27 protein-coding genes are annotated in these 25,840 nt (G+C 73.5%); 14 read left to right on the forward strand and 13 right to left on the reverse strand.

Annotated features, from left to right (window positions below; all coding sequences use genetic code 11):
• Positions 1-88 precede the first annotated feature (88 nt).
• The 4 genes from ACZ7DL_RS23550 (at position 89) to ACZ7DL_RS23565 (ending at position 3,753) form a co-directional block, all read left to right on the forward strand.
• Positions 89-1,345, forward strand: a complete 1,257-nt coding sequence (locus ACZ7DL_RS23550; RefSeq protein ID WP_470776693.1) for a cytochrome P450 family protein — start codon at positions 89-91, stop codon at positions 1,343-1,345.
• 103 nt (positions 1,346-1,448) lie between these two features.
• A complete protein-coding gene (locus tag ACZ7DL_RS23555; protein WP_470776695.1) occupies positions 1,449-2,342 on the forward strand; it encodes a hypothetical protein in 894 nt (297 codons plus the stop codon).
• Between the two features lie 120 nt (positions 2,343-2,462).
• Positions 2,463-2,921, forward strand: coding sequence for a hypothetical protein (locus ACZ7DL_RS23560; protein WP_470776697.1), 459 nt, complete (start codon positions 2,463-2,465; stop codon positions 2,919-2,921).
• A 58-nt stretch (positions 2,922-2,979) separates the two neighbouring features.
• The gene (locus ACZ7DL_RS23565) at positions 2,980-3,753 is read left to right on the forward strand and encodes a class I SAM-dependent methyltransferase (protein WP_470776699.1); all 774 of its coding nucleotides are present in this window, start codon (positions 2,980-2,982) and stop codon (positions 3,751-3,753) included.
• Here ACZ7DL_RS23565 and ACZ7DL_RS23570 read toward each other — a convergent pair.
• The 5 genes from ACZ7DL_RS23570 to ACZ7DL_RS23590 all read right to left on the reverse strand — a co-directional run bounded on the left by ACZ7DL_RS23570 (position 3,723) and on the right by ACZ7DL_RS23590 (position 8,625).
• Positions 3,723-4,466 carry a GntR family transcriptional regulator gene (locus ACZ7DL_RS23570; protein WP_470776700.1) on the reverse strand — a complete coding sequence of 248 codons (744 nt, stop codon included), beginning with the start codon at positions 4,464-4,466 and terminating at the stop codon, positions 3,723-3,725. The genes ACZ7DL_RS23565 and ACZ7DL_RS23570 overlap by 31 nt on opposite strands.
• 153 nt (positions 4,467-4,619) lie before the next feature.
• Positions 4,620-5,810, reverse strand: coding sequence for a serine hydrolase domain-containing protein (locus ACZ7DL_RS23575; protein ID WP_470776702.1), 1,191 nt, complete (start codon positions 5,808-5,810; stop codon positions 4,620-4,622).
• A gap of 120 nt (positions 5,811-5,930) precedes the next feature.
• Positions 5,931-6,899, reverse strand: coding sequence for an acetylxylan esterase (locus tag ACZ7DL_RS23580; protein WP_470776704.1), 969 nt, complete (start codon positions 6,897-6,899; stop codon positions 5,931-5,933).
• Between the two features lie 204 nt (positions 6,900-7,103).
• The gene (locus tag ACZ7DL_RS23585) at positions 7,104-7,763 is read right to left on the reverse strand and encodes an Rv1733c family protein (protein WP_470776706.1); all 660 of its coding nucleotides are present in this window, start codon (positions 7,761-7,763) and stop codon (positions 7,104-7,106) included.
• 181 nt (positions 7,764-7,944) lie between these two features.
• Entirely contained in the window at positions 7,945-8,625 is a 681-nt protein-coding gene (locus tag ACZ7DL_RS23590; protein ID WP_470776708.1) for a ferredoxin reductase, read from the reverse strand.
• On the opposite strand from ACZ7DL_RS23590, the gene ACZ7DL_RS23595 reads away from it, so the two are divergent.
• Positions 8,624-8,848: a hypothetical protein gene (locus ACZ7DL_RS23595; RefSeq protein WP_470776710.1), complete on the forward strand. Its 225-nt coding sequence runs from the start codon at positions 8,624-8,626 to the stop codon at positions 8,846-8,848. The genes ACZ7DL_RS23590 and ACZ7DL_RS23595 overlap by 2 nt on opposite strands.
• A gap of 69 nt (positions 8,849-8,917) precedes the next feature.
• Here ACZ7DL_RS23595 and ACZ7DL_RS23600 read toward each other — a convergent pair whose 3' ends face one another.
• Entirely contained in the window at positions 8,918-9,523 is a 606-nt protein-coding gene (locus tag ACZ7DL_RS23600; protein ID WP_470776711.1) for a sulfite oxidase-like oxidoreductase, read from the reverse strand.
• Between the two features lie 214 nt (positions 9,524-9,737).
• Between ACZ7DL_RS23600 and ACZ7DL_RS23605 the strand changes: the two genes are divergently transcribed.
• Positions 9,738-10,499 carry a GNAT family N-acetyltransferase gene (locus ACZ7DL_RS23605; protein WP_470776713.1) on the forward strand — a complete coding sequence of 254 codons (762 nt, stop codon included), beginning with the start codon at positions 9,738-9,740 and terminating at the stop codon, positions 10,497-10,499.
• Positions 10,500-10,855: 356 nt separating this feature from the next.
• Here the strand turns inward: ACZ7DL_RS23605 and ACZ7DL_RS23610 are convergent, their stop codons facing one another.
• Positions 10,856-11,254: a MarR family winged helix-turn-helix transcriptional regulator gene (locus ACZ7DL_RS23610; RefSeq protein ID WP_470776916.1), complete on the reverse strand. Its 399-nt coding sequence runs from the start codon at positions 11,252-11,254 to the stop codon at positions 10,856-10,858.
• Between the two features lie 126 nt (positions 11,255-11,380).
• Between ACZ7DL_RS23610 and ACZ7DL_RS23615 the strand changes: the two genes are divergently transcribed.
• Entirely contained in the window at positions 11,381-12,460 is a 1,080-nt protein-coding gene (locus ACZ7DL_RS23615; RefSeq protein ID WP_470776715.1) for an ABC-2 transporter permease, read from the forward strand.
• A 246-nt stretch (positions 12,461-12,706) separates the two neighbouring features.
• A complete protein-coding gene (locus ACZ7DL_RS23620; RefSeq protein ID WP_470776716.1) occupies positions 12,707-13,492 on the forward strand; it encodes a putative protein N(5)-glutamine methyltransferase in 786 nt (261 codons plus the stop codon).
• A 3-nt stretch (positions 13,493-13,495) separates the two neighbouring features.
• On the opposite strand, the gene ACZ7DL_RS23625 is transcribed toward ACZ7DL_RS23620, so the two are convergent.
• Positions 13,496-15,574: a SpoIIE family protein phosphatase gene (locus ACZ7DL_RS23625; RefSeq protein WP_470776718.1), complete on the reverse strand. Its 2,079-nt coding sequence runs from the start codon at positions 15,572-15,574 to the stop codon at positions 13,496-13,498.
• Positions 15,575-15,913: 339 nt separating this feature from the next.
• Between ACZ7DL_RS23625 and ACZ7DL_RS23630 the strand changes: the two genes are divergently transcribed.
• The 4 genes from ACZ7DL_RS23630 to ACZ7DL_RS23645 all read left to right on the forward strand — a co-directional run bounded on the left by ACZ7DL_RS23630 (position 15,914) and on the right by ACZ7DL_RS23645 (position 20,115).
• Positions 15,914-16,795: a hypothetical protein gene (locus ACZ7DL_RS23630; RefSeq protein WP_470776720.1), complete on the forward strand. Its 882-nt coding sequence runs from the start codon at positions 15,914-15,916 to the stop codon at positions 16,793-16,795.
• A gap of 95 nt (positions 16,796-16,890) precedes the next feature.
• Entirely contained in the window at positions 16,891-17,262 is a 372-nt protein-coding gene (locus tag ACZ7DL_RS23635) for a hypothetical protein (RefSeq protein ID WP_470776722.1), read from the forward strand.
• A 248-nt stretch (positions 17,263-17,510) separates the two neighbouring features.
• Entirely contained in the window at positions 17,511-19,526 is a 2,016-nt protein-coding gene (locus tag ACZ7DL_RS23640; RefSeq protein ID WP_470776723.1) for an NADPH-dependent 2,4-dienoyl-CoA reductase, read from the forward strand.
• 31 nt (positions 19,527-19,557) lie between these two features.
• On the forward strand, positions 19,558-20,115 hold the full coding sequence (locus ACZ7DL_RS23645; protein WP_470776725.1) for a PadR family transcriptional regulator: 558 nt from the start codon (positions 19,558-19,560) through the stop codon (positions 20,113-20,115).
• A gap of 124 nt (positions 20,116-20,239) precedes the next feature.
• Here ACZ7DL_RS23645 and ACZ7DL_RS23650 read toward each other — a convergent pair whose 3' ends face one another.
• Both ACZ7DL_RS23650 and ACZ7DL_RS23655 read right to left on the reverse strand, forming a co-directional pair.
• Complete coding sequence (locus tag ACZ7DL_RS23650) at positions 20,240-20,779, reverse strand: hypothetical protein (RefSeq protein ID WP_470776918.1); 540 nt, start codon at positions 20,777-20,779, stop codon at positions 20,240-20,242.
• 175 nt (positions 20,780-20,954) lie between these two features.
• The gene (locus tag ACZ7DL_RS23655) at positions 20,955-21,923 is read right to left on the reverse strand and encodes a fibronectin type III domain-containing protein (RefSeq protein ID WP_470776727.1); all 969 of its coding nucleotides are present in this window, start codon (positions 21,921-21,923) and stop codon (positions 20,955-20,957) included.
• Positions 21,924-22,343: 420 nt separating this feature from the next.
• On the opposite strand from ACZ7DL_RS23655, the gene ACZ7DL_RS23660 reads away from it, so the two are divergent.
• Positions 22,344-23,048, forward strand: coding sequence for a glycoside hydrolase family 75 protein (locus ACZ7DL_RS23660; protein WP_470776729.1), 705 nt, complete (start codon positions 22,344-22,346; stop codon positions 23,046-23,048).
• Positions 23,049-23,112: 64 nt separating this feature from the next.
• On the opposite strand, the gene ACZ7DL_RS23665 is transcribed toward ACZ7DL_RS23660, so the two are convergent.
• The 3 genes from ACZ7DL_RS23665 to dhaK form a co-directional block, all read right to left on the reverse strand.
• The gene (locus ACZ7DL_RS23665) at positions 23,113-23,523 is read right to left on the reverse strand and encodes a PTS-dependent dihydroxyacetone kinase phosphotransferase subunit DhaM (protein ID WP_470776731.1); all 411 of its coding nucleotides are present in this window, start codon (positions 23,521-23,523) and stop codon (positions 23,113-23,115) included.
• Positions 23,516-24,124, reverse strand: a complete 609-nt coding sequence (gene dhaL / locus ACZ7DL_RS23670; protein ID WP_470776733.1) for a dihydroxyacetone kinase subunit DhaL — start codon at positions 24,122-24,124, stop codon at positions 23,516-23,518. The genes ACZ7DL_RS23665 and dhaL overlap by 8 nt, the downstream gene beginning before the upstream one ends.
• A 66-nt stretch (positions 24,125-24,190) precedes the next feature.
• A complete protein-coding gene (gene dhaK, locus ACZ7DL_RS23675; protein ID WP_470776735.1) occupies positions 24,191-25,183 on the reverse strand; it encodes a dihydroxyacetone kinase subunit DhaK in 993 nt (330 codons plus the stop codon).
• Positions 25,184-25,485: 302 nt separating this feature from the next.
• Here dhaK and ACZ7DL_RS23680 point away from each other — a divergent pair, with 302 nt between their 5' ends.
• Positions 25,486-25,824 carry a DUF3040 domain-containing protein gene (locus ACZ7DL_RS23680; RefSeq protein WP_470776736.1) on the forward strand — a complete coding sequence of 113 codons (339 nt, stop codon included), beginning with the start codon at positions 25,486-25,488 and terminating at the stop codon, positions 25,822-25,824.
• Positions 25,825-25,840 lie beyond the last annotated feature (16 nt).

The following is a 25,840-nucleotide window of genomic DNA, read 5'->3' on the forward strand; positions in this document are numbered from 1 at the left end:
GCCGTGGTCTGCCCGGGGCACTCTGCCGGAAACTGCTGACCGGGCCTACGATCGACCGTCTTCGTCAGGGGAACGTCAGGAGAATCCGGTGGAGATCTCACCCGCCCGCACCCCGCACCGCCTGGACCCGGCCGGCGGCTGCCCGCACGCCGGCAACGCACGGCTGCTGGCCCAGGGCGCCGTCGCCCCGGTCGAGCTGCCCGGCGGCATCGAGGGCATGGCCGTACTCGGACACGAGGCGCTGAAGGAGTTCCTCCAGCACCCCGAAGTCGCCAAGGACGCCCGCCACTTCACGGCCCTGCGGGAGGGCAGGATCGCCGAGGGCTGGCCGCTGCTGACCTTCGCCACCGTCCCGGGCATGACCACCGCCGACGGCGACGACCACCGGCGGCTGCGGTCCCTGGCGAGCCGCGCCTTCACGCCCCGCCGAGTGTCGGAACTGCGGCCGCGCATAGCGGAGCTGACCGAGTCACTGCTCGACGGCCTGGTGCGCGCCGCGGCCGCCGGTGACGGTGTCGCCGATCTCCGCCGGCACTTCGCGCTGCCTCTGCCGATGGGCGTGATCTGCGAACTCCTCGGTGTGGACGTCGGGTTCCGGGACCGGTTGCGTCGCCTCGGCAGCCTGGTCGTGGCGACCGACACCGGCCCCGCCGAGGCCATCGCCGCCAACCGCGAACTCGTCGCCGTCCTGGGCGAGATCGCGGCGGCCAAGGCCGCGCACCCCGGCGACGACCTCACCAGCGCGCTCATCGCCGCCCGGGACGAGGGCGGCGACCGGCTCAGCCAGCAGGAGCTGATCGGCACCCTGCTGCTGATGATCATCGCCGGGCACGAGACCACCCTCAATCTGATCACCAACGCCGTACGCGCCCTCTGTGCCCACCCCGACCAGCTCGGCCTGGTGCGTGCGGGCGAGGCGAGCTGGGCGGACGTGGTGGAGGAGACGCTGCGCTGGGACGCGCCGGTCAGCTACTTCCCGTTCCGCTACCCGGTGCGGGACCTGACCGTGGCCGGCACGCTCATCCCCGCCGGCACCCCCGTCCTGGCCGGCTACTCCGCCGCCGGCCGCGACCCGGCGGCGCACGGCCCGGACGCCGGCCGCTTCGACCTGACCCGCTCCGCCCGGCCCGACGCGGTACGCCACCTCTCTCTCGGCCACGGCGCCCACTACTGCCTGGGCGCACCGCTGGCGCGGCTGGAGGCCACGGTCGCCCTGGAACGGCTGTTCACCCGCTTCCCCGACCTTCAACTGGCCGTGCACGAGACAGACTTGGTGCCACACGCGGGGTTCGTCGGCAACAGCGTACGCAGCCTGCCGGTACGGCCGGCACCGCTCGGGTCCTGAGCGGCGCCGTCGTACCGTGGTGGATACATAGCAGATGTCCGCAGACCATAACGATCCCGGACGTCGGGGGACTTGACCGCCAACCGTGTAATATCTTCGCGGCATGTCCACGCCACCGCAGTCCCCGCAGCCGGCCGACCAGCCTGGTCAGCAGCCCCACCACCCTCAGCAGCCCGCCGGGCAACCGGCCGTTCCGTCCCAGCCGACGGCCTACCCGTACCCCCACCCGCAGTCGCCCCCGGCGGGCGCCTTCCACGCGCAGCCCACGCTGGTCGGTCAGCCCGTGCCGGGGCAGCCGCAGCCGGGGAACCCGTACGCGCAGCCGCCCCAGTACGGGCTCGTGCCGCCCGCGCCCGCGGCCGGTGGCGGCGGTGGGGCCGGCCGAGCGGTGCTGTGGGCCGCCGTCGGCGCGGTCGTGGCCTCCGCCGCCTGGGCGGCCGGTGTCTTCCTCGTCGGTGGGCAGAGCGACAGCGCGGACCTGCGCGGCTACTCGGCCCCCTCCAACATGTGCTCCAGCGCCGACTACTCGTCCTTCAAGGACGAGTACACCGAGAACGACTCCTCGCCGACCCGCACCTCCCTCAAGGACACGGCGCTGGACGAGAGTTATTGCAGCCTCAGCCTGAAGAAACCCGGCTCGACATACGCGGACGCCTACCTGACCCTCCAGCTGGACCTGCACAAGAAGACGGACCCCGCGCCCGAGTTCACCGCCACCTGGAAGAACTACGGGGAGAGCCACACGGGTTACGACGTCGACCCGGTCGAGGGCATCGGCGACGAGGCGTACCTGGTCAGCCAGGACACCACGAACGGATCCTCCAGCGGCTCCCGGTACGCCACGATCGCCGTCCGCGACGGCTGGGTGACGTACACGATGAGCTACAGCACCTATCTCAGCTCGTACGACGAGGACAAGGACCCGCCCGCGCTCACCGACATCTCCGACTGGCTGAAGACCGACACCAAGGCCACGCTTCAGCAGCTCAGGAACTGACCCGGCGGTGCCGGGGCGGGCGCGCTCACGCGCGTCGCATCGGTCCGGCCGATCGCTCGTGGGGGTGGTGCCGCCGCGCCACACGGGTCGTGACGGCGAGCGGTGCGGCACAGTGGTCGGGTGCCTCGCCGACTTCTTCCGCTGCTGGTGGCGGCGCTGATGAGCGTCGCCGGCTGCACCACCGTCAGCTCCGCCCCGACACCCGACGCCGCCCGCTACGGGCGCTCCCTGGCGCCGGAGACGGCGGTGCGACCGTCGGTCCTCAACGCACCGGTGAGAGTGCCCCCCGGGCGCGCGGCGCTCGTGCGCACGGGCCGCGAGCGGCCGCACGGGCCCGGTCCGGCCGCCGCGCCGCGACGGAGGCTCGCGCCGGCCCGCGCAGCACGGCCCCCGGCACCGCCCCGGGCCGCGGCTCCCGCCGCCCCGCCGGTGCGGCAGCCCCGCCCACAGCGGCGGCCGCCCGCACGGCGCCCGGTCCCGCGCCCGCCCGCCACCGTCGGCATGCGCGATCTGTGCCGCGAGGCGGACGGAGTGGCCGCACCGGAGATCGTCCAGCTCTGTCGCGACGCCTTCGGCTGACGCGAGCGGCCGCCCACGGGCTGCCCCGTCGACGCGGCGGCCGGGCTAGGCTGACGGAATGTACGGTCCCGAAGGCCCCACGCTCCGCGAACTCGCCGTACAGGCGATGTCGTCCGTCGAGCGCGGTTACGACCTGCTCGCGCCGAAATTCGATCACACCCCCTTCCGGACACCCGACGAGGTGCTGGACTCCGTGGCGAAGGCACTGGAGCCGCTCGGACCCTTCACGGACGGACTCGACCTGTGCTGCGGCACCGGCGCCGGGACGCGGCTGCTGACCGGGCTGTGCCACCGCAGCGTCACCGGGATCGACTTCAGCGCCGGCATGCTCGATGTCGCCCGGCACCGGGTGCGCCCGGCCGGCGGGCCCGGTGTCGCCTGGGTACGCGGCGATGCCCGGGCCCTGCCGTTCACGGCCGCCTTCGATCTCGTCGTCTCCTTCGGGGCGTTCGGTCACTTCCTGCCACCGGAGCTGCCGAGGCTCTTCGCTCAGGTGCACGCGGTGCTGCGGCCGGGCGGCCGCTTCGCCTTCCCGGTGTTCGCCCCGCCCCGCCCCACGCACCCCGCCTTCTGGCTGCTGCTCGGCTTCGACGCGGTGATGCGGGTGCGCAACGCGCTGTGGCGGCCGCCCTTCGTCATGTACTACCGGGCCTTCCGGCTCGGGGCGGTGCTGGGGGAGTTGGAGCGCGCGGGCCTCACCGTCGAGCTGGTCGCTCTGCCCGAGTTCGGGCGGCGGGCCGACGGCAGCCCGCGCGCCCGGCTGGTGGTGGCCCGCCGAGCCGGCGCGCGGCCCGTCGGCGGTCAGACCGCGGCGGGCAGCGTGAACTCGTAGACCAGCGCGTCCTGTTCGGCGTTCATCACCAGGTCGGTGATCTCCAGCGGGCGCGCGTACTGGTCGTGCACCCGCCGAGTCACCCGCACCGAAGAGGCGTCACCGACCTGGCTGATGGCATCCCGGTGGTGCAGGGTCAGCCCGGCCTTGCGCATCCAGTCGTAGGCCCGCCGCAGCTGCGCGGGCGTGGCCCCGTCGGCCCGGCTCCGGTAGCGGGCCAGCTCCGCCACCTCGGCCAGCACCACCGCCGAGAACGAGGTCACCGCCGTCCGCAGCGACCGGCCGTCCGGCGTCACCGACCGGTAGCGGTGCACCAGCGTCGGCCGGTGCGGGGCCAGGCCGAGCGCCTCGGCATGCTCCGGCGGTGGCGCCTCCCAGGTCACCGTGGCCCGGTCGACCGCACACGGATCCACCGGCCGGGCGCCCACGGGGAAGGTGAGGCACTCCGGCGTCTCGACCGGTCGGCCGGGCAGCGTCGCGTGGCTGCCCCGCCGGTCGGTGGCGACCAGACCGCCGCGGCGCAGCACCTCCAGCGCCTGGCGGACGGTCTCCCGGCTGACCCCGAAGTGCGCGGCCAAGTGCCGTTCGCCCGGTAGCCGTTCACCGGGCGGAATGGTGCCCTCGCGCAGTTCGTCGAGGAGCAGTGCGGCGATCCGTCCGTACAGCGGCCGGTCGTCGCTGGGCGAGGGATCGTGTGAGGTGGTGCGGGCCATGCCGCGCCCTCCTGTCGGTGACAAGACGTAGTCGTGCGGGCTCATTGCGCGACCACAATTAGCATTGGTCTAAACCACGAGGGAAGAGCGGCCGGTCGGTTCGACCGAAATCCACCCGCCCGCACGGCCGTCCCCCGGCGCGGCAAGGCACTCTCACAGGGTGGTGTAGAGGGCGTCGACCAGTGCTGTCTTCCGGGGATCATTGGCGATGTGCGGGCCGATCCGGTTCATGACGTAGCCCAGCGACACCCCCGCGTCCGGGTCGGCGAGCCCACAGGAACCGCCGAATCCGTCATGGCCGAAAGCCCGCGGATTCGGGCCGTACGACCCCTGGGGTCCGCTCAGCCACAGACCGAGCCCGATCTCGGTCTCGCCCTCGAAGCCCGCGCCGATCACCAGGTCACGGCAGCTGCCCTGGCCCTCGCGCACCCGCTCCGCCGCCTCCCTGGACAGGATCCGCCGGCCGCCGTGCGCGCCGCGTCCGGCCAAGACGCCGTAGAGGGCCGCGACCGCCCGTGCGGTGCCGTGCCCGTTGGCCGCGGGGATCTCCGCCGCCCGCCAGCCGGGGCTGTTCGCCTCCGCCGCCCCGACGGCCGGGTTGGTCAGGGCAGCCACCGCGGCCGGCGCCAACTGGCTGAAGACCGCCGCCCGTTCCGTGGTCGACGCGGCTCGCGGATGCACCAGCTCCGCCGCCCGGCCGGACTCCCGCGCCGGCAGGCCGACCGTGAAGTCGATCCCGAGCGGCCCGGTCACCTCCCGCTCCAGGAAGGCCCCCGGCCGCAGGCCCGAGATCCGCCGTACGACCTCCCCGACCAGGAAGCCGTACGTCAGCGCGTGATACCCGGACCGGGTGCCCGGCTCCCACCAGGGCTCCATGGCCGCGAGTCGCGCGGTGGTCAGCTCCCAGTCGTACAGCTCCGGCACGGTGTGCGGCTCGCGCAGTCCGGCCAGCCCGGCGCGGTGCGACAGGAGATGGCGTACGAGCACCTTGTCCTTGCCCGCGGCGGCGAACTCCGGCCAGTACGCGGCCACCGGCGCGTCGAAGTCCAGCAGTCCCCGGTCGGCGAGGAGATGAGCGCACAGAGCCACGGGCCCCTTGGTGGTCGACCACACGTTCACCACCGTGTCCCGCGCCCAGGGCCGGGTGCGCGCCGCGTCCGCCCAGCCGCCCCAGAGGTCGACCACCCTCTCACCGTCCACGGTCACGGCCACCGCGGCGCCGAGTTCTCCGCGGGTGCGGAAGTTCTCCGCGAACGCCTCGCCCACCGCGGCGTACCGCGGATCGCAGTGCCCGTGGATCTGTGCGTGCGTCTCCGGTGTCTGTTGCGTCTCGTGCCCGGACATGTGGCCTCCGTCGTCGCCGGGAACCCGGGCCGCGGCACTGCGGCCCGGGCGCTCCGAACGTACCGACTGGTCGGACTGGAGGGAAGGGCGGGCGGGACGACACCGGGCCGGCGGCGGGCCTCAGGCGTACGAGCGCAGCCAGCGCACCTTCTCGGCCTCCTGGAAGGGTCCGCCGCCCTCGTGGTCGTTGAAGTCGTAGACCTCGATCGCCTTGTCCTCGTGCGCCCACGCATTGAAGGCCGCGAACACGGTCGACGGCGGGCAGGTCTGGTCCTCCAGAGCCGCGGAGAACAGTGCGGGCGCCCGGCCGCGGGCCGCGAAGTGCACCGCGTCGAAATAGGACAGCGTGCGCAGCACCTCCGCCGAGCGCCCGCGGTGCGTCTTGAGGAACAGCCCGATCTCCCGGTACGGGTGCCGGTCGGTCAGCGTCGCCGCGCGCGGGAAGTCGCACAGGAACGGCACGTCCGGGGCGACCGCGACCAGGTCGGGGACCAGCCCGCCGACGGCCAGGGCGATACCGCCGCCCTGGCTCGCGCCGGTCGCCACGGTCCGAGCCGGGTCGGTCAGCGGGTGCGACCGAGCCGCCTCGATCGCGCGCACGGCGTCCGTGAACACCCGGCGGTAGTAGTAGTTCTCGGGCGCGTCGATGCCCCGCGTCATGAACCCGGGGTACGCGGGCGCCGCGCCCACGGGGTCCGGCGTGCCGCCCCCGGCGCCCCAGGCGCTGCCCTGTCCGCGGGTGTCCATCGCGAAGTGCGCCCGGCCCGTCGACGCCCACAGCAGGTTCTCGTGCGGCAGTCCGCGCCCGCCGCCGTAACCGATGAACTCCACGACCAGCGGCAGGGGTTCCGTGGCGCCGGCCGGCAGCCGCAGCCAGCCCTTGACGGGGTGGCCGCCGAACCCGGCGAACGTCACGTCGTACACCTCGACCGTGGACAGTCCGGTCTCCACCGGCTCGAACCGGACGTCCAGTTCGTGCTCGCGAGCCTGCTGGAGCGTCTTGTCCCAGAAGGCGTCGAAGTCTTCCGGCTCGGTGGACTCGCTGCGGTACGCGCGGAGTTCATCGAGGGGCAGATCGAACAGGGCCATCAACAACCACCTCTGACAAGGGAGACTGCGTCGTCTCACCGTACGGGGGTGGTCGGATGACTCGCCAGGGATGTGCGGGGGATGAGGGTCGATCCGGTCGCTCGTCCGGAGCCGTCAGTGTGCTGGCCCGGATATGAGTAAGCGCTTGCTCCCGGGTGGGGGGATCGGGATGGTCAGGCTGCGAATGGTCGGGTCACTTGCCGGTCATGTCCGGGGCTGGGTCCACCGCGGCCCGGTCTGCGCCCACTCCCGCTCCCACTCGGCCAGCCGGTGCCGCAGGGCGATCCGGCGCTCGACCGCGTGGCCGAGAACGACCAGGGCGGCCGTGCCGCCCGCCGCGGTCAGCCCGACCCTGACCGCGTGCTGCCAGACCGCCACCCCGTCCGGCGGCGGTGCGACATTGCGGCCCCGCGAGTCGAACCACACCGAGACGGGCTCGCCGGTACGGGCCTCCGCCGGCACCCGAGCCCACGCGGTCCGCACGCCCTTGCCCGGCTCGGTCCAGCGGACCTGGGCGCGGTAAGGGCGCTGCCGGTCGCCCTGCACCGAGGACTGCCGCTCGGGCGGATCGCCTATCACCACGGCGCGTACCTGATGGCGTTCCGCCCGCTGTGCCGCGGCGAGCGACGCGGCCTGCTCATGGGCGTGCAGACCCGCGGCCACGCCGACCAGAGGCGCGACGACGAACAGCAGGACGGCGACCACCAGCACCGTCCACGCTTCCACGACATCCGCCCGGCGCCGCAGAGGATTGCGCCGCCAGCGCCAGCCACGCACCCGGGTACGCATGTCCACCTCCTCGCCACCGCCGGAGCCGGAGAGCCGGAGGAGCCGGATCGCCGGTCCACCGTCCCCACCGCTCACGTGCGCGAGCGTCCACACCCGTCTCGTACCCCGTTCGGCGCCCCTCGCGCATGCCGCGAACCGCGAGTTCCGGCCCACGTGGAGCACGGGACGCGCCATGCGCCCCACGACCGCGCGCCGGACGCCCGCCGCGAGACCTGGGCGCCTGGCCGAACCACCCGGCCTGGCCGAATCACCCGGCCTAGCCGAACCGTTCGATCCGGATCCGCTCCACCGGCTGGCCCGCCGCGACCAGCAGCCGGGACGCGTGCTCGGCGAACCCGTTGGACCCGCAGACATATGCCTCCCACCCACCGGCGGGCTGCTCGGCCAGGAGCGGCGCCACATGTGCGGCCGTCATACGTCCCACCGGCGCCCCGGGCGGGGCGCTGCGGGTGAACACGGGCGTCGTCTCCGCGCCCAGTTCGTCGGCGTAGATCAGCTCCTCGGGGTTGCGCGCCGACACCAGCATCCGCAGTGGGACGCCGAGACCGCGCGCCCGGTGGTGCCGCACCATCGACATCAGCGGGACGATCCCGGAGCCGGCCCCGAGCAGCAGTGCGGGCCGGTCGCCGGGCCAGGCGAAGAAGCCGCTCAGCGGACCGCGCACCTCGACCGTGTCCCCGGGCCTGGCCACGGTGTGGAACCAGCCGGAGACCTCGCCGTCCGGCACTCGGTCCAGGGTCAGCTCGATGTGGCCGGAGTCGTCCGGGGCGGATGCGATCGAGTAGTGGCGCTGTGCCACATAGCCGTCCGCCGCGGTCAGCCGCAGCATCAGGTGCTGGCCCGGCAGATGCCCCGCCCACTGCGGCACCGCAAGCCGGAACGTGGCCGCGTGCGGCGTCTCGCGCCGGATCTCGGTCAGCGTGGCGGTCTGCCACATGGTCGCCACCTGGCCGCTCACGGCGATCCGCCCGGGCACCGCGAAACGCGTCGCGGGACCGGCGGGCGAAGTGGTCGATCCGGTGGGCGAAGTGGTCGATCCGGTGGGCGGGGCGGCCGAATCGGCGGCTGCGGCGGTTGATCCGGTGGCCGGTACGGAGGAGTCCGGGGTCCGGCCGGTCGTGCGTGTCGCCTCTGCGGTCCGCGCTTGCATCTCCGCCTGAGCCTCCGCCTCCGCCTGCGCCTGTGTCAGCTGTGCCGTCTGCGTCTGCGTCTGTGTCGTCGTCACCGTCTCAGTCACCGGAGTACCGCTGCTCCTCCCAGGGGTTGCCGCGCGCGTGGTAGCCGTTGCGCTCCCAGAAGCCCGGCTCGTCGTGGTCCAGGAGTGTGATGCCCGCGATCCACTTCGCGCTCTTCCAGAAGTAGAGGTGGGGCACCAGCAGTCGCGCCGGGCCGCCGTGCTCCGGCGCCAGCGGTTCGCCGTCGTACTCCCAGACGATCCAGGCCCGCCCGCCGGTGAGGTCGGCGAGCGGCAGGTTGGTGGTGTAACCGGTGTGGGAGTGGGCGAGGGCATGTGTGGCGGACCCATGTGGCTGGACCACACTCAGGAAGGCGTCCAGCGAGACGCCACCGAACCGCACACCGAACTTCGACCAGCCGGTCACACAGTGGATGTCGCCCTCGTACGCCGACGCCGGCAACGCGTGGGCGGCGTCCCAGTCCCAGGTGTGCGAGCGCTCGACCAGGCCGTCGATACGGAAGGACCAGTCGGCGTATGAGAGGTCCGGGGTGACCTCGGCGGACAGGACGGGCCAGTCGTCGCGCGCGTCGTACTGTCCGGGCGGCAGCCCCGGATTGTGCAGGCGCGGACGGCCCGTGAAGCCTCGCGTGACGTTCATGGTTCAACCGTACGCTGTCGTTCCGGGTGCTCGGTCTCTGGTCGGCACCCCGCTCATTGCGGCCGTGTGAACTCTGCCCGGGGCTGGGAATACCGGCCCGGCGCCGCTCCTTGCCGCCGAGTGCCGGCTCCGTGCGCCGGTGACAGCCGGAGAGAAGCGAGGACACGAGGATGCCCCAGGCATACGTCTCCAGGACCGAGATCGAGGTGGCCGTATGAGCGTCGCGAGCACGCCGGGCGGTCCCGGCCGGGCCGCCGCCGGCGTCCCGCACGTCCTCGACAACCCGGCCCGCGCCTCCCTGACCGGCCCGCACGCCCACCTCGCCGAGCGGCGCGGCCGGGTGGTGCGCTACCCGGTCGACGTCTCCCCGTGGCTGGCCCTGCCCGACGAACCGGACGCACAGGACTGGGCGGACCTGGCCGCGCTGGCCGGGCCCGGCGCGGAGATCCCGCTGCCCGGCTTCCGCGGGGAGGTCCCGGAGGGCTGGGAGATCACCGTGCGGGTCGAGGGTGTGCAGCTCGTGGACGACGGCGTGGCCGCCGCACCGGACGCGGAGGCGGTCCGGCTCGGCCCCGCGGACGTGCCCGAGATGCTCGACCTGGTGGCGCGCACCCAGCCCGGGCCGTTCCTGGCGCGCACCGTGGAACTCGGCACCTACCTCGGCATCCGGCGGGGCGGCGCGCTCATCGCGATGGCGGGGGAGCGGCTCCGTCCGCCGGGCTGGACCGAGATCAGCGCGGTCTGCACCGACCCGGCCTTCCGCGGAGAGGGCCTGGCCACCCGTCTGATCCTCGCGGTCGCGCACGGCATCCGGGAGCGCGGCGAGACGCCGTTCCTGCACACCGGCGCGGGGAACACGGGCGCCATCCGGCTGTACGAGTCCCTCGGCTTCCGCCTGCGCCGCCGCACGGCGTTCCTGGCGGCCCGGGCACCGGAGCGGCTGCCGGACGACCGGACGCCGGTGCCGGCGGCCTAGGGGGTTTCGTTTGGATCAGCCCGGGTCCGCGACGCCCGGCACGGCACCTCGCCGCGTTGTCGGACCACCCGAGTACGCCCAGTACGCGGGTGATCCTCCGCCTTGCGATGCACCGCACCATGCGCCGCGGCCTGATCCGACCTGATCCAAACGAAACCCCCTAGGTCCTGTCGTCGGACTCCCGACAGGGCCTGGCCGCCCGAGGCCGGGCCATCGCGCGATGGCTCGGCGCGATGGCCCGGCTGTCACGGCCGCACCCCTGGTGGGTCGCCCGGCCCGCCGGAGGACGGGCGTCACCGGCGGCCCAGCCCCCGGCCCGTGACCGCCGGCCCCGCCGCGCCCCCACCGGGACGGCTTCAGTCCGCCCTCGTGCCGCCCGGTCCCGCGTTGTACCGCTCCAGGTACGCGGCGAACCGCACCAGGTCCTCCTCCGGCCAGTTCGCGAGCCGCTCCTGGAAGGCGGCCCGGCGGCTGCGGGTGACCTGGGCCAGGATCTCCTGGCCGGCGTCCGTCAGATGCAGCACCTGGACGCGGTGGTCCTCCGGATCCAGCCGGCGCTCGACCAGCCCGGCCCGCTCCAGTGCCGCGACCTGGCGGCTGACCGTGGACTTGTCCAGGGCGTAGTGGGCCGCCAGGTCCGTGGCCCGGCAGCCGCCCTGCTCCTCCAGGTGCCCGAGCAGGGTGTACGACACCAAGGACAGCTCGGGGTGCATGCGGCCCGCCGAGGCGCGGGCCCGGCGGGCGAAGATGGTCATCTCGCGCTGGATCGTCTCGACGGCCGACTCCGCTGCGCTCACGGGAATACCTCCTCCGGCGTTCTAGTTGTATAGTACAACTTGAATGGAAAGTTGTATAAGCCAACCTTTGGAGGGTCGCGCGCGATGAGGTCACCGGCACTGCGTCATGTGCTCACGCACCTGATCACCCCGCTGCTGATGTGCATAGGCATGGGGCTCGCGTACATGGGGGCGTTCGTCACCCCCGAGCCGCACCACCTGCCGGTCGCCGTCGTCGGCACCACCCCGAAGGCGAAGGTCTTCGCGCAGACGGTGAAGGACGCCGCGGGGGACAAGCTCGACGTCCGCACGGTGGCCACCCGCGCCGACGCCGTCGGCCTGCTCAGGTCCCGGGATGTGACCGGCGCCTATGTGCCGAGCGCCAAGTCGCCCGAACTGCTGGTCGCGAGCGCCGCCTCCGACATGGGCGCCACGGCCGTCGAGAAGGTCTTCACGCCGGTCGCGGTCGAGGAGGGCGTCCCGCTGACGGTCACCGACGTGGCCAAGCCGGTCCCCGACGACCCCACCGGCCAGGGCCTGTTCTTCCTGCTGATCGCGGTCAGCATCGGCTCCTACGCCTCGGTCGCCGCCCTCGGTGCCGCCGGCGCCGCCCTCGCGATGCGGGTCCGGGCGCTGCTCGCGCTCGGCGTCTCGGCCGTGGTCAGCGGCATCGGCGCGCTGCTCGCCGGCCCGGTGTTCCACCTCGCCCACCACGACCTCGCGGGCGTCTGGGCCATGGCCTGGCTGTACTCGGCGGGCATCCTGCTCATCGGCGTCGGCCTCCACACCTTCCTCAAGCGGTGGACCACGCTCACCATGATGGTGCTGTTCGTGATGCTGAACTTCACCAGCTCCGGCGGCCTGTTCCGGCCGGAACTGCAGAACGGCTTCTTCGGCACCCTGCACGCCTTCTGGAACGGTGCCGGCTTCGTCGAGGGTGTCCGCAGCCTGCTCTACTTCGGCGACGACGGCCTCGCCCGCACGGTGTGGACCCTCGTCGGCTGGCTGCTGGCCGGCCTCGGGGTGACCGCGGTCGCCGGCCTGTACGAGCGTGCCCGCCGGGCCCGGCAGGAGCCGGTCCGTCCCGAGACCGGCACCGCGCCCACCGCGACCGAGGCCGAGCGGCAGGCCCGGCGGGACGCCGAGGAGGCCGAGGAAGAGGCCGAGGAGACGGTCGGCGTCTGAGCGGCCGTCTGTGGCCCAGTGGGGGCGGAGCGGTCCCGTCCGCCCCAACCGGCCCTTTTCCCGCATCCCTTGGGGTAAGGTGGCCGTTCCGCCGCGGATGTCCGCGGCCCGATGACGATGAGGAGGTGAGACCCATTACCGCTGTGTCGGCTGGGGTGCTCTCTCCTCGTGACCGCGCGGTACACCGGAAGCGGTGACCGCGGGAGCGCCCAGACGTTTCGCGCTCCCGAAAGGCTTTCGGCTTTCATGGCCACTCCCGTTCCGTTCTCCCCGTCCCCCGCAGTCTCCGCGCTGCGCGCCGCAGGGTGCGTCTTCGCCGAGGAAGAGGCCGAGTTGATCCTCGCCGGTGCCCGCACCCCCGAGGAAGTGACCCGCATGGTGGACCGGCGCGCCGCCGGTCAGCCGCTCGAACAGGTCCTCGGCTGGGCGGCGTTCCACGGCCTGCGCGTCACCGTGGAACCGGGGGTGTTCGTCCCCCGCCGGCGTACCGAGTTCCTGGTCGACCAGGCGCTGGCCGCGGCGCCGGACGCCGCCGTCGTCGTGGACCTGTGCTGTGGTTCCGGTGCGCTCGGCGCTGCCCTGGCCGCCGCCCTCGACGGGGCCGAGGTGCACGCCGCCGACATCGACCCGGCCGCCGTACGCTGTGCCCGCCGCAATCTCGCCGCCCACGGCGGCCGGGCCTACCAGGGCGACCTGTACGACGCCCTGCCCGCGCCCCTGCGCGGCCGGGTGGGCCTCCTGACGGCCAACGTGCCCTACGTGCCCACCACCGAGGTCGCCCTACTGCCTGCGGAGGCTCGCGACCACGAGCCGCTGGTCGCGCTGGACGGCGGCGCCGACGGCCTCGACGTGCTGCGCCGGGTGGCCGCCGGGGCGCCCGAGTGGCTCGCGCCCGGCGGCTGCCTGCTGAGCGAGACCAGCGAACGCCAGGCACCGGCCGCCGTACGGGTCTTCGCCGACGCGGGCCTGACGGCCCGGCTGGCGGTGAGCGAGGACCGGTACGCGCACGTGGTGATCGGCGTACGGGCCTGAGGGCTACGGCAGTTCCTGCGCCCGGGCGATGAGCAGGGCCACGTCGTCGTGGTTGTCCGGGTGGTGCAGCGTGCGCAGGAGGAGGTCGCAGGTCTCCTCCAACGGGCGGGCCGGGTCGTCGAGCAGGGACAGCAGGAAGGCCAGCCGCTCGTCCAGCGAATGGCAGCGGGTCTCCACCAGACCGTCGGTGTAGAACACCAGCTCGTCGCCGGGTTCGAAGTCGACCGTGACGGTGGAGAACTGGACCCCGCCCACCCCCAGCGGCACCCCGGTGGGCAGGTCGAGCAGCTCCGGCGGGCGGCCGGGCCGTACCCGGGCCGGCGGCAGATGGCCGGCGTTGGCGATCCGGCACTGGCGCAGATGCGGGTCGTGGACGGCGTACACGCAGGTCGCGATGGAGTGGTCCAGGGCCGACGTCGTCTTGTCCAGGTGCTCCAGCAGCCGGGCCGGGTCGAGGTCGAGGGCGGCGAGGGTGGTCGTCGCGGTGCGCAGCCGGCCCATCGTGGCGGCGGCGCTGATGCCACTGCCCATCACGTCGCCCACGACGAGCGCGGTCTTGCCCCCGTCCATCGGGATGACGTCGAACCAGTCGCCGCCGACCTCGCTGGTGGCGCCCGCCGGCTGGTAGCGGGAGGCCACCTCCAGGCCGGTGGTCACCGGCGGATCGCTGGGCAGCAGGCTGCGCTGAAGGGTGAGCGCGGTGTTGCGGGCGTTCTGGTACCAGCGCGCGTTGTCGATCTGCACGGCCGCGCGGGCGGCCAGCTCCCGCGCCAGCAGCACGTCGTCCTCGTCGAAGGGGGCCGGATTGCGGGTGCGCTTGAGGTCCAGCGCGCCCAGCACCTCGCCGCGCGCGATCAGCGGCACCGCGAGGTACGAGTGCAGACCCGCCCGGCCGAGCAGGACCGCCGCCTCGGGGGAGCGGGCGATGCGCGGCAGATCCTCGTCCTTCACCTGCGGCAGCAGCACCGCCTCGGCGGTGCGGACGCACTCGGTGACCAGGCGGTCGGGCGCGTACAGGGCGATCTGGCCGGGCGGATCGGCGGCCCGTACGGCGTCCGACTCGTCGTCCGGGCGGAGCGCGAGGGCCCGGATCACCGCCGACTCCGACGGGCCGAGGGCGCTGGGCCGGCCCTCCACCACCGCGTCCAGCAGGTCCACGGCGGCCACGTCGGCCAGTTCCGGCACGGCGACCTCGGCCAGCTCGGAGGCGGTGCGTTCCAGTTCGAGCGTCGTGCCGATCCGGGCGGAGGCGTCCGCGATGACCGCGAGGCGCCGCCGCGCCGCCTCGGCCTCCAGCGAGGCCTGGTGCTGCTCGGTGATGTCGACCACCGAGACGGCCACGCCCAGCACGTTGCCCATCGTGTCCTCGAGCCGGTACAGCGAGTGCGCCCAGGTGCGGTCGTGGTCCGGGTCGGCGGGGGTACGGCCGACGAGCGTGTCGTCGATCACGGGCTCGCCGGTCTCCAGCACCTGCCGGGCGCCGGCCTCCAGGGAAGTGGAGTCCAGCATCGGCAGCACCTCGTGCAGCGTCCGGCCCACGTGCGCGGCGGCCGGTACCCCGTTGATCCTCTCCAGGGCCGGGTTGACCGAGACGAACCGCAGTTCGGTGTCGAGCACGGCGTATCCGATCGGCGACTGCTTCACCATCCGCTCGGACAGCGCCACGTCCTGCTCCAGCCGCCGTACGGTCGACTGGTCGGCGGCGAGCCCGAGCGCGTAGACGTCCCCGCGGTCGTCGAGCAGCCGCATGTTGCGGAACTCCACCACCCGGGTGCTGCCGTCCTTGTGCCGGATCGGGAAGCCGCCGGCCCAGCTGCGGCCGGTGCGCAGCACCTCCGCGAAGAGCTTGCCGACCAGCTGGCTGTGCCGTTCGTGCACCATCAGCCGGGCGGCGTACTGGCCGAGGGCCTCCTGCGCGGTGTAACCGAACAGCTCCTCGGCCTGCGGGCTCCACAGCACGATCCGGCCCTCGGTGTCCAGTACCACCGACGCCACGCCCAGCACGTCGAGCAGACCGCCTGGCCGCACCGGCCCGCGCGCGGGCTCGCCGCTCTCCGTCACCGGAGCCTCGGCTGCACTCATGCCACGCACCGCCTTCGACCGTCCGCACGGTACGCCGTTCCCCGTGCCGACTCCCCTTGTTCTACCGCGCTCACACCCGACTCTCCGCCGCCGTCACCGTCTATGTCCACCCTCTCTCAACACGGCGGCGGACGTCCGCCGAAGTCGCCGCGTCGGTGCTGCGCGCGCTGCGGGGCCTCCTGCCGAGACCGTACAGCGCGGTCCGGCGGGCCGTGAGGGATCACGCTCATGTTGCGGCATTGGCCTGTACATGACTAACACGCCACGCCACACTGTCCGCCGACCGGGTGTCCCCACCCGGCCACCCGGTGTCCCCGTCCCCCGTCCGAGGAGTCGGCCATGCCCGCGTCCGCCCGGCAACGTTGTCACGCAGTTCTCGCCGTACTCGTCACCCTCGCCACCACCGCCGTCGTGTCCCTGGCCATGCCCACCTCCGCCGCCGCTGCCGACACCTGGACCGAGACCGGCTCCGACCGCGCCGACCCGCTGACCGAGAGCCAGGGCCTGACCTCGGTGGAGGTTCCGGCGAACAGCCCCAACCACTACACCGGCATCGGCACCATCCCGGTCGGTCTCTCCCTCCGCGGCTGGAACCACGTCGGCGACCCCGACGCCTCGTACGACGGCTTCTCCATCGAGCCCTACCAGCGGGACTCCGGCAACTCCAAGATGTTCCGCGTGCAGGCACCCGGCGGCGCCTGGTCGGAGTACGTCCACACACTGAAAGCGGGCGAGGCGCTCAACAACTCCTGGGTCGCCATCTCGCCCGACGGCCGGTGGATGCTCTCGGGCGAGTACGGCACGATGACCCGCTTTCTCGTCTTCCCGACTCCGGGCGTCAACGCCTCCACCTCCCCCTCGGCCGACCTCCCGCAGGTCTCGGCCGTCCGGCTGGACCACGCCGTCCGGGACGTCCAGGGCTGCGACTTCTCCGGCCCGACCACCCTGCTGTGCTCCTCCGACGACCCCGAGGGCAGCCTCTTCGGCATCCCCAAGCCGCTGCTCCAGATCGACCTGTCGGCCGCACCCGACGGCACGGCGGACGTCTCCGGCCACGTCACCGCCCTGCGCGGGCTGCCACTGCGCAGCTCCTGCTCGGGCGCCTTCGAGGCGGAGGGCATCGACTACGACCGCCGCAGCGGCATCCTGCGCGTGATCGTGATCTCGCCCGGCTTCTGCGTGCTGACGGACAGCAAGACGTACAAGTTCGCCCGCAGCTGAAGTGTGTGCGGCCGCCGGTGGTGCTTTGCTGAGGATGGACGCGGTTCGGCGGGGTACTCCCTTCCACCGCAGCGCGGCCACGAAAGGAGCGATCAATGGCAGACACGGAGCGGTCGCATCCGGAAACCGTCACGGTGGAGATCAGCGGCTCCAAGGAGGACGCCCGCATCGTCTTCGACGCCCTGAGGTCGTGCTTCGCCTCCGACCGGGGAGCGGACGAGGAGCCCCAGCAGCTCCACGAGACCCGGCCGATGGTGTGGCTCGGCACGTACGACGTCGCGGACCCCCGCACGGGCGGCTGCCCGCCCGTGCACCTGGGTGCGTCCGTCCAGGCGGACGTCCAGGGCGGTTACTGGGCCGTGAACCGGTTCCGCACCACCCTGGACTCGATATTCACCGTGGAGGAGACCTGCACGGCCTCCGGCGACCAGGAGCGGGACCTGCATCTGCGCCTGGAAAGCCGCTGAACCCTCAGGGCGACGCCCCGGCCGGCTCACCGCCGGCCGGGGCGTACGTGCGTGGGACCGAGGCGGGAAGGGCCGTCCGGACGTCTCCCCGCAGACGTCCTGTGTACGTACGCGTAGGTACAGCGTGATCGTGGCGAGGTGGGTGCAGAAGTGGTCGCCGTCACCCGGCGGCAGTTGTGCAACTAGTTGCATAAACGGTCGGGCTTCCTCTACAACAAGGAGCGACGACACCGCGCACGGAGGGCCCGATGAGCCGTTACCCGCACCTGATGACCCCGCTCGACCTGGGCTTCACCACGCTGCCCAACCGCGTCCTCATGGGCTCGATGCACGTCGGCCTGGAGGAGGCCGAGCGTGGCTTCGAGCGGATGGCGGCGTTCTACGCGGCCCGCGCGCGCGGCGGAGTGGGCCTCATCGTCACCGGCGGCATCGCACCCAACGAGGAGGGGCGGCCGTACGAGGGCGGAGCCAAGCTCACCACCGAGGCGGAGGCCGAGCAGCACCGGACCATCACCGAGGCAGTGCACCGCGAGGGCGGCCGGATCGCCATGCAGATCCTGCACTTCGGCCGGTACGCATATCACCGGGACATGGTCGCCCCGAGCCCGCTCCAGGCGCCGATCAGCCCCTTCGCGCCCCGCGAGCTGACCGACGCCGACATCGAGCGGACCATCGACGACTACGCCCGCGCCGCCCGCCTCGCGAAGCAGGCCGGCTACGACGGCGTGGAGATCATGGGCTCCGAGGGCTACCTCATCAACGAGTTCACCGCGGCGCCGACCAACCGGCGCACCGACCGCTGGGGCGGCTCGTACGAGAACCGGATGCGCTTCCCGGTCGAGATCGTCAAGCGGGTGCGCGAGGCCGTCGGCGAGGACTTCATCGTCATCTACCGGCTGTCCATGCTGGACCTGGTCCCGGGCGGCTCCTCGCTGGAGGAGGTCGTCACCCTCGGCAAGGCCGTCGAGGCCGCCGGGGCCACGATCATCAACACCGGCATCGGCTGGCACGAGGCCCGCATCCCCACCATCGCCACCTCCGTGCCGCGCGGCGCCTACACCTGGGTCACCAAGAAGCTCATGGGCGAGGTCTCCGTGCCCCTGGTGACGACCAACCGCATCAACACCCCGGAACTCGCCGAGGAACTGCTGGCCGGTGGCTATGCGGACATGGTCTCCATGGCCCGCCCGATGCTCGCCGACCCCGACTTCGTCGCCAAGGCCGCCGCCGGCACGCCGGAGGCCATCAACACCTGCATCGGCTGCAACCAGGCCTGCCTCGACCACACCTTCAGCGGGCAGATCACCTCCTGCCTGGTCAACCCGCGCGCCTGCCACGAGACCGAGCTGGTGCTCTCCCCGACCCGGCTGGCCAAGCGCGTCGCCGTCGTCGGCGCCGGCCCGGCCGGCCTCGCCTGCGCGGTCTCCGCCGCCGAACGCGGCCACACGGTCACCCTGTTCGACGCGGCGAGCGAGATCGGCGGCCAGCTCAACGTCGCCCGCAAGGTGCCCGGCAAGCAGGAGTTCGACGAGACCCTGCGCTACTTCCGCCACCAGCTCGACGCCCAGGGCGTCGACGTACGCCTGGGCACCTGGGTGAGCGCCGACGACCTCGCCGGCTACGACGAGGTCGTCGTGGCCACCGGTGTCACCCCGCGCACCCCCGACATCCCCGGCGTCGACCACCCGCGTGTCCTCGGCTACCTCGACGTCCTGCGCGACGGCGCCCCCGTCGGCGACCGCGTCGCCGTCCTCGGCGCCGGCGGCATCGGCTTCGACGTCGCCGAGTACCTTACCGACGGCGGCGACAAGGCCAGCGAGGACCCGGAGACGTACTTCCGCCACTGGGGCGTCGACATGGACTACCAGGCGCCGGGCGGACTCGCCGCCCCGGAGCGGTCCGCGCCGCCCCGCCAGGTCCACCTGCTGCAGCGCAAGACCAGCAAGGTCGGCGCCGGTCTCGGCAAGACCACCGGCTGGATCCACCGCACGGAGCTGAAGCACCGCGGCGTGACCATGGTGCCCGGCGTGCGCTACGACCGGATCGACGACGCCGGCCTGCACATCACCGTCGGCGAGGAGAGCACGGTCCTGGAGGTCGACACGGTGGTGCTCTGCACCGGCCAGGAGCCGCGTCGCGACCTGTACGACGAGCTGGTCGCCGCCGGGCGCAGCGCGCACCTGATCGGCGGCGCGGACGTCGCGGCCGAACTGGACGCCAAGCGGGCGATCAAGCAGGGCACCGAGCTGGCGGCGGCGCTGTAGGGCCCGGCGCGCGCCTCCCTAGGATGAGCCCATGTCACTCCCGCACGCGATTCTCACCGCCCTGCTGGAAAAGCCGTCGTCGGGACTGGAGCTGACCCGCCGGTTCGACAAGTCGATCGGCTACTTCTGGTCCGCGACGCACCAGCAGATCTATCGCGAGCTGGGGAAACTGGAGGCCGAGGGGTTCATCCGCACGCTGCCGGCCGAGCAGCCGGCCCGCGGGCAGAAGAAGAGCTACGAGGTCCTGCCCGCGGGCCGTGCCGAACTGGAGCGCTGGACCGCCGCCGCGCAGGATCCCAAGCCGATGCGGGACACGCTCCTGCTGCGGCTGCGCGCGGCGGCCGTGGTCGGCACGGCGGGCCTTCAGGCCGATCTGCGCCGCCACCTGGAGCTGCACCGGCGGCAGCTGGCCGAGTACCAGGAGATCGAGAAGCGCGACTTCCCGCCGGACCGGGACGCCCCGGAGGACCGGCTGCGCCACCTGGTCCTGCGGGCGGGGATCGACCTGGAGACCTTCTGGACCCAGTGGCTCACCCACGCCCTGGCGGAGTTCCCCGCACTGCCCACGGAAGGGCAGAAGGAGACCTGACGGCGCCGTGGCGGCTGCTCGGAGCCGGTACGGCCGCGGGGGTTCAGTGCGGCACGGGCGGCCCGGCCGATACGGCCGCGGGGCCCGGTGCGGCACGGGCGTCCCTCGGAGCCGGTACGGCTGCTCAGAGCCGGTACGGCTTCGAGCGGCGGTGCAGGACCCAGCCCGTGGCGACGACCCCGGCGCCGACCAGGGCCGCGCCGATGCCGAGGGTCAGCGGGCCGTAGTCGCGGGCGGCGCCGCCGAGGCCGCCCATCACGCCCCGGGACGGCGCCGCGCTGGACGTCGACGAGATCGTCGGCCTCGCGGGCGCGGAGACGATCACCGACTGGCTGCCCGCGGTGCTGCCGCTGGAGCAGACCACCACCACGGTGTACGTCCCCGGGCTCACCGACGACCAGGCCGCGGACTGGCTGACGGACGTGCCGGACAGGGCCACCTGCCGGCCCTGGGCGAAGTTCGCCTGGCGGCTGGTGAGCAGGGCCGCCGTCCCCCAGCTGCCGTTGATCTGGGTGCACGCGCTGGTGACCACCGAGACCGTCGAGCCGGTGGTGCTGACCGAGATGCCCGAGGCCGCGGCGGACGGCCCGGCCAGCGCGGCCGGGAGCGCGGCGGCAGCCGCGAGGGTCAGGCCGGAGCGGAGCAGAAGTCGCGAGTTGTCCATGGGGTGGCCTCCGGCGGCACGGTTGGCGGTACGTCCCATGCGCCGCCGAGGGTCGGGAAACGTCCGTGCTGCCTCAACCGCAGCCAACGCGGTCCCGGCCACGCCCGCACTCCGGCGGGGTCCGGTCAGGTGACGGAGTCCTCCGTCCGGCGCATGCGGACACGCCCGGTGCCGGTCAGCCGCCCGTGGTCACCGTGCGCTGTGCCGACCAGCCGCCCCAGGTGCCGTCCGGCAGCCGGGCCCGCAGCCGTACCCGGTGCTCCTCCCCGGCGGCGGTGCCCAGGTAGAAGCTGTGGTGCGCCCGGCCGCGCGGCGGTGTGCCGCCCCAGACGAGCGAGCTGGCCGCGGCGCCGTCCAGCTGGATCCGGTACTCGGTGATCACACCGTCCGTGCGCGGCGGATCCCAGGCGAGGTCGATGTAGTAGGCCCCGCCGGAGCTATGGGTGGCGGCGGTGAACCCGGTGGGCGCGGTGTCCCGGCCGTCGTCGCTGCCCGGCGTGGTGAGGCGGACCGCCGGGCCGGCGGGGGAGAGGTTGTCGGCGGCGTCCCGCGCCCGCACCGTGAACACGTAACGGCTGCCGGGCCGCAGGCCGGTGACCACGGTGGCGGTCTGGTTCCCGCCGACGCTGTGGATCTTCACCCCGCCCTGGTAGACGTCGTACGACACCACGCCCCGGTCGTCCCGGGACGCGCCCCAGGACAGCTGGACCGCGCGGCTGCCCGCGGCCCGCCCGGTGGCCCTCGACGGCCGGGTCGGTGCCGAGCGGTCCGCCGCCACCGCGGCCGGTGTCCGGGCCCGCACCGCGCGACTGGGCGGACCCAGCCGGCCCCCGCTGTCCCGGGCCCGCACGGTAAAGGCATACATGGTGGACGGCCTGAGCCTGGTGACGTCCACCATGTGCTGTGAACCCGCTACTTCAGCCACTTTTGTGGTGCCGCGATAGACCTCGTAGGCGCGGACGCCGGCACCGCCCGGCGCCGCGTTCCACATCACGTGCACGCTCGTGGCGCTGCCCGCCGCCGCGGTGACCCCGCCCGGAGCGCCGGGCGCCCGGCCGTCGCCGTCGGCCCGGCTCCAGCCGCAGGACGCGACCAGCAGCAGCGCCCCGCAGACCAGTACGAGGGGAAGGGCGACGCGTCGCACGGCTCTGCCTCCCCGGGGACGGCCTCGACTCATGTAAAGGTCCGGACCAATATGCCCGGCCGGTACGGCCACAGCAAGAGGGGCGTGTTGGTGACCATGCCCGCACGTTACGTATGCTGAGGCTCCTACGGCTGAACTGCCCGCCAGGACACGGGAGTTCATGCCCGTGGCGCGGACACGCTGTCGTCGCCGATCCCGCGCCGGCGCGGGTGGCCGGGGGATCCGGGCGGGACAGGTCCGGATCCCCCGGCCCCTGTTGTCCCCGCCACCCCTCCCGCCCCCTCCGTCTCCGCGATGTCCCCTTACGGGGTGTCAGAAGCGTGCTCCATCCGGCCCCTTCCCGGCGGCCCCCGTGGCCGCGCGCCCTGCGCCACCGCACAGTGGGCTGGACGTCCGTCCCCGACGAGAGGGTCCCCCATCGTGCGTGTCCCGTCGCTGATGCTGGCCGCGGCCGGCGCCGCCCTGCTCGCCCCGGCGGCGGTGCCCGCCCCGGCCACCGCCGTCCCGCCCCAGGAACGGCCCGTGGCCGGAGGCAAAGGCGCGGTCACCGCCGCCGACCTGCTGGCCCGGGCGGCCGGCCGGTGTACCCAAATCTCCCGGGGCCGCTACCGCACCGACGCCGACAGCCCCGCGACCGTCCGTGTCTGCGGCACCCGCGACGCCGTCTTCTGGAAGGCCGACCTGGACATCGACTGCGACGGCAGGCCCACCGCCCGCTGCAACCGCCGCACCGACCCGTACTTCGCCCCCACCACCGCCTTCCAGCAGTCCGACGGGCGCCATCTGAACGCCGAGAAGCTGCCCTACATCGTGGTCCCGGCGCCGAGCTCGCGCTGGAACTACCGTGCGTCCGGCGTACGGGGCGGCTCCCTGGCCGCCGTCGTCTACCGGGGCCGGGTGCAGTACGCGGTGGTCGGCGACACCGGCGCGCGCGACATCATCGGCGAGGCCTCCTACGCCACCGCGCGCGGCCTCGGCATCCGGCCCGACCCGCGCGTCGGCGGGGCGTCCTCCGGCGTGACCTACATCGTCTTCCGCAACTCCCGGGTCAGACCCATCCAGGACCGCGCGGCGGCGGTGACGGCGGGGGAGCGGCTGGCCAGGCTCTTCGCCATGAAGAGATGACCCGCGCTCGGCATCGGGCCGAGGTGACGCCCCGCCAGGCACCGCCCCCGGACGGCCGGGAGCGTCACACCTTCCGGTAGCTGTACGCCTCCGCCGCCGCGGCCTCCACGGCGTCCAGGCCGGCGCCCGCGGCGGCGGTGACCACCGCGGCCACCGCACCCTCGACGAACGGCGCGTCCACCAGGCGGGTCCCGTCCGGCAGTTCGTCGCCCTCGGCGAGCAGCGCCTTCACGGTGAGCACCGCGCTGCCCAGGTCGGTGAGGACCGCCACCCCGGCCCCCCGGTCCACCGACGCCGCGGCGGCGGAGATCAGCTCGGCGCTGGTGCCGAGCCCGCCGCCCTCGGTGCCGCCCGCCGCGGCCACCGGCACCGAGGGCGCGCCGCCCGCGAGCCCCTTCGCCAGCTCGGCGACCGAGGCGGCCACCTCCGCGCTGTGCGACACCAGCACGATCCCGACCAGCTTCCCCTCACTCACCGTTCGCCTCCGCCGTGTCGGCCAGCGCGGCGATCAGCAGCGCCGACGAGGTCGCCCCCGGGTCCTGGTGGCCGATGCTGCGCTCGCCCAGGTAGCTCGCCCGGCCCTTGCGGGCCTGGAGCGGCGTGGTGGCCAGCGCGCCCTCCTCCGCCGCGGTCCGCGCGGCGGCGAAGCCCGACCCGAGCGCGTCCACGGCCGGGACCAAGGCGTCGATCATGGTCTTGTCGCCGGGTGCCGCCCCGCCGAGCGCCATCACCCCGTCGACGCCCGCGCGCAGCGCCGCGGCCAGCTCCTCCTCGCCGACCTCGGCGGCGTCACCGAGCGCCTTGCCGGTTCGGCGCAGCAGGGTGCCGTACAGCGGCCCGGACGCGCCCCCGACCGTCGAGATCAACTTCCGCCCGGCCAGGGTCAGGACGGCACCCGGGGTGTCCGGCGCCTCCTTGTCCAGGGCGGCCGCCACGGCGGTGAATCCGCGCTGAAGGTTGCTGCCGTGGTCGGCGTCCCCGATGGCCGAGTCGAGGGCCGTGAGCCGCTCCGCCTCGCGGTCCACGGCCGCGGCGGCCGCTGTCATCCAACGGCGGAAGAAGTCGGCGTCGAGCACTGGAACTCCTTGCGTGGTAGGGCTGTTGACCGTACGGCCGGATCAGCGGCCGCCTGCTCCGCCGTATCACATCCCCCAGCGCAGCGCCGGGGTCTTCACCGGCGCGTCCCACAGCCGCAGCAGTTCCTCGTCGACCTGGCACAGCGTCACCGAGGCGCCGGCCATGTCCAGCGAGGTGACGTAGTTGCCGACGAGGGTGCGGGCCACGGAGACGCCGCGCTCCCGCAGTACCCGCTGCACCTCGGCGTTGAAGCCGTACAGCTCCAGCAGGGGGGTCGCGCCCATGCCGTTGACCAGCACCAGCACGGGGCCGCGCGGCGGCATGTCCTCGAGGACGGCGTTGACCGCGAAGTCGGCGATCTCCCCGGAGGTCATCATCGGCCGCCGCTCGCGGCCCGGCTCGCCGTGGATGCCGATGCCCAACTCCAGCTCGCCGTCCGGCAGATCGAAGGTGGGAGAGCCCTTCGCCGGGGTCGTACAGGCGCTGAGGGCCACGCCGAAACTGCGGGAGTTCTCGTTGACCTGGCGGCCGATGGCCTCCACCCGTTCCAGCGGCTGCCCCTCGGCCGCGGCGGCGCCCGCGATCTTCTCCACGAACAGCGTCGCGCCCGTCCCGCGCCGGCCGGCCGTGTAGAGGCTGTCGGTGACCGCCACGTCGTCGTTCACGAGCACCTTGGCGACCTGGATGCCCTCGTCCTCGGCCAGTTCGGCCGCCATGTCGAAGTTCAGCACGTCGCCGGTGTAGTTCTTCACGACGAACAGCACCCCGGCGCCGCTGTCCACCGCGGCCGCGGCACGCGCCATCTGGTCCGGCACCGGGGAGGTGAACACCTCTCCGGGGCACGCGGCGGAGAGCATGCCCGGGCCGACGAACCCGCCGTGCAGCGGCTCGTGCCCGGAACCGCCGCCCGACACGAGCGCGACCTGCCCGGCCACGGGGGCGTCCCGGCGGACGATGACCCGGTTCTCCACGTCCACGTTCAGGTCGGGATACGCAGCAGCCAAGCCGCGCAGCGCGTCCGCCACGACGGTCTCCGGCACGTTGATCAGCATCCTCATGGGTGTCTCCTCGTGAGCCTTGCGGGTGGGCTTGAGACCTGCGTTCCGACGTCGGGCCGAGTTCGCTGATGGAGCTAATGGCAGTATCTGCCCTGGACCAGGGGAGGTCACGCGCAGGCGTGCGCCGTCACGGTGGGCGACATGGGTATCACCCACCGCTGCTGTGCTGTCAGGCCGTCAGAAGAGGTGTCCTCGCGGACCCGACGGGGCGCCATGGGCCCGCGCCGCATCGGCCGGCCCGTCCGGGGAACTCGGTGGGCCGTAACCCGCAGGCCGCCGACCGGCGGAGGAGGTGCGTCGCCGTGGACGACTGGGAGACGTGGGAGAGGGACGACGAGGTGCGACTGTCACCGCGCGAGCGGCTCGCGCTGCTGCGGATCGAGGCGAACCTGCGGCAGGACCGCCGGTTCGTGCGCCGCATGGCCGCGGCGCGGCGCGGGTTCTGGCTGCCGGCGGGGGTGCTGCTGCTGGCGGCCGCGTCGGTGTTCGTCGCGGTCATGGGCATCCGCACCTCGGATCCCGCGCTGTTGTGGTGCTTCGCGCTGCTGTGGCCGCTGACCCTCTTCCAGGTGTTCCGCCTGCTCCGCCGGACGACCGACCCGCGCCCCTCTGCCGGCACCCGGCTGACTCCATGGCTCTGAGCGGGCGCTGACCCCG

The sequence above is a fragment of the Streptomyces sp. NPDC036984 genome (genome assembly GCF_055607665.1).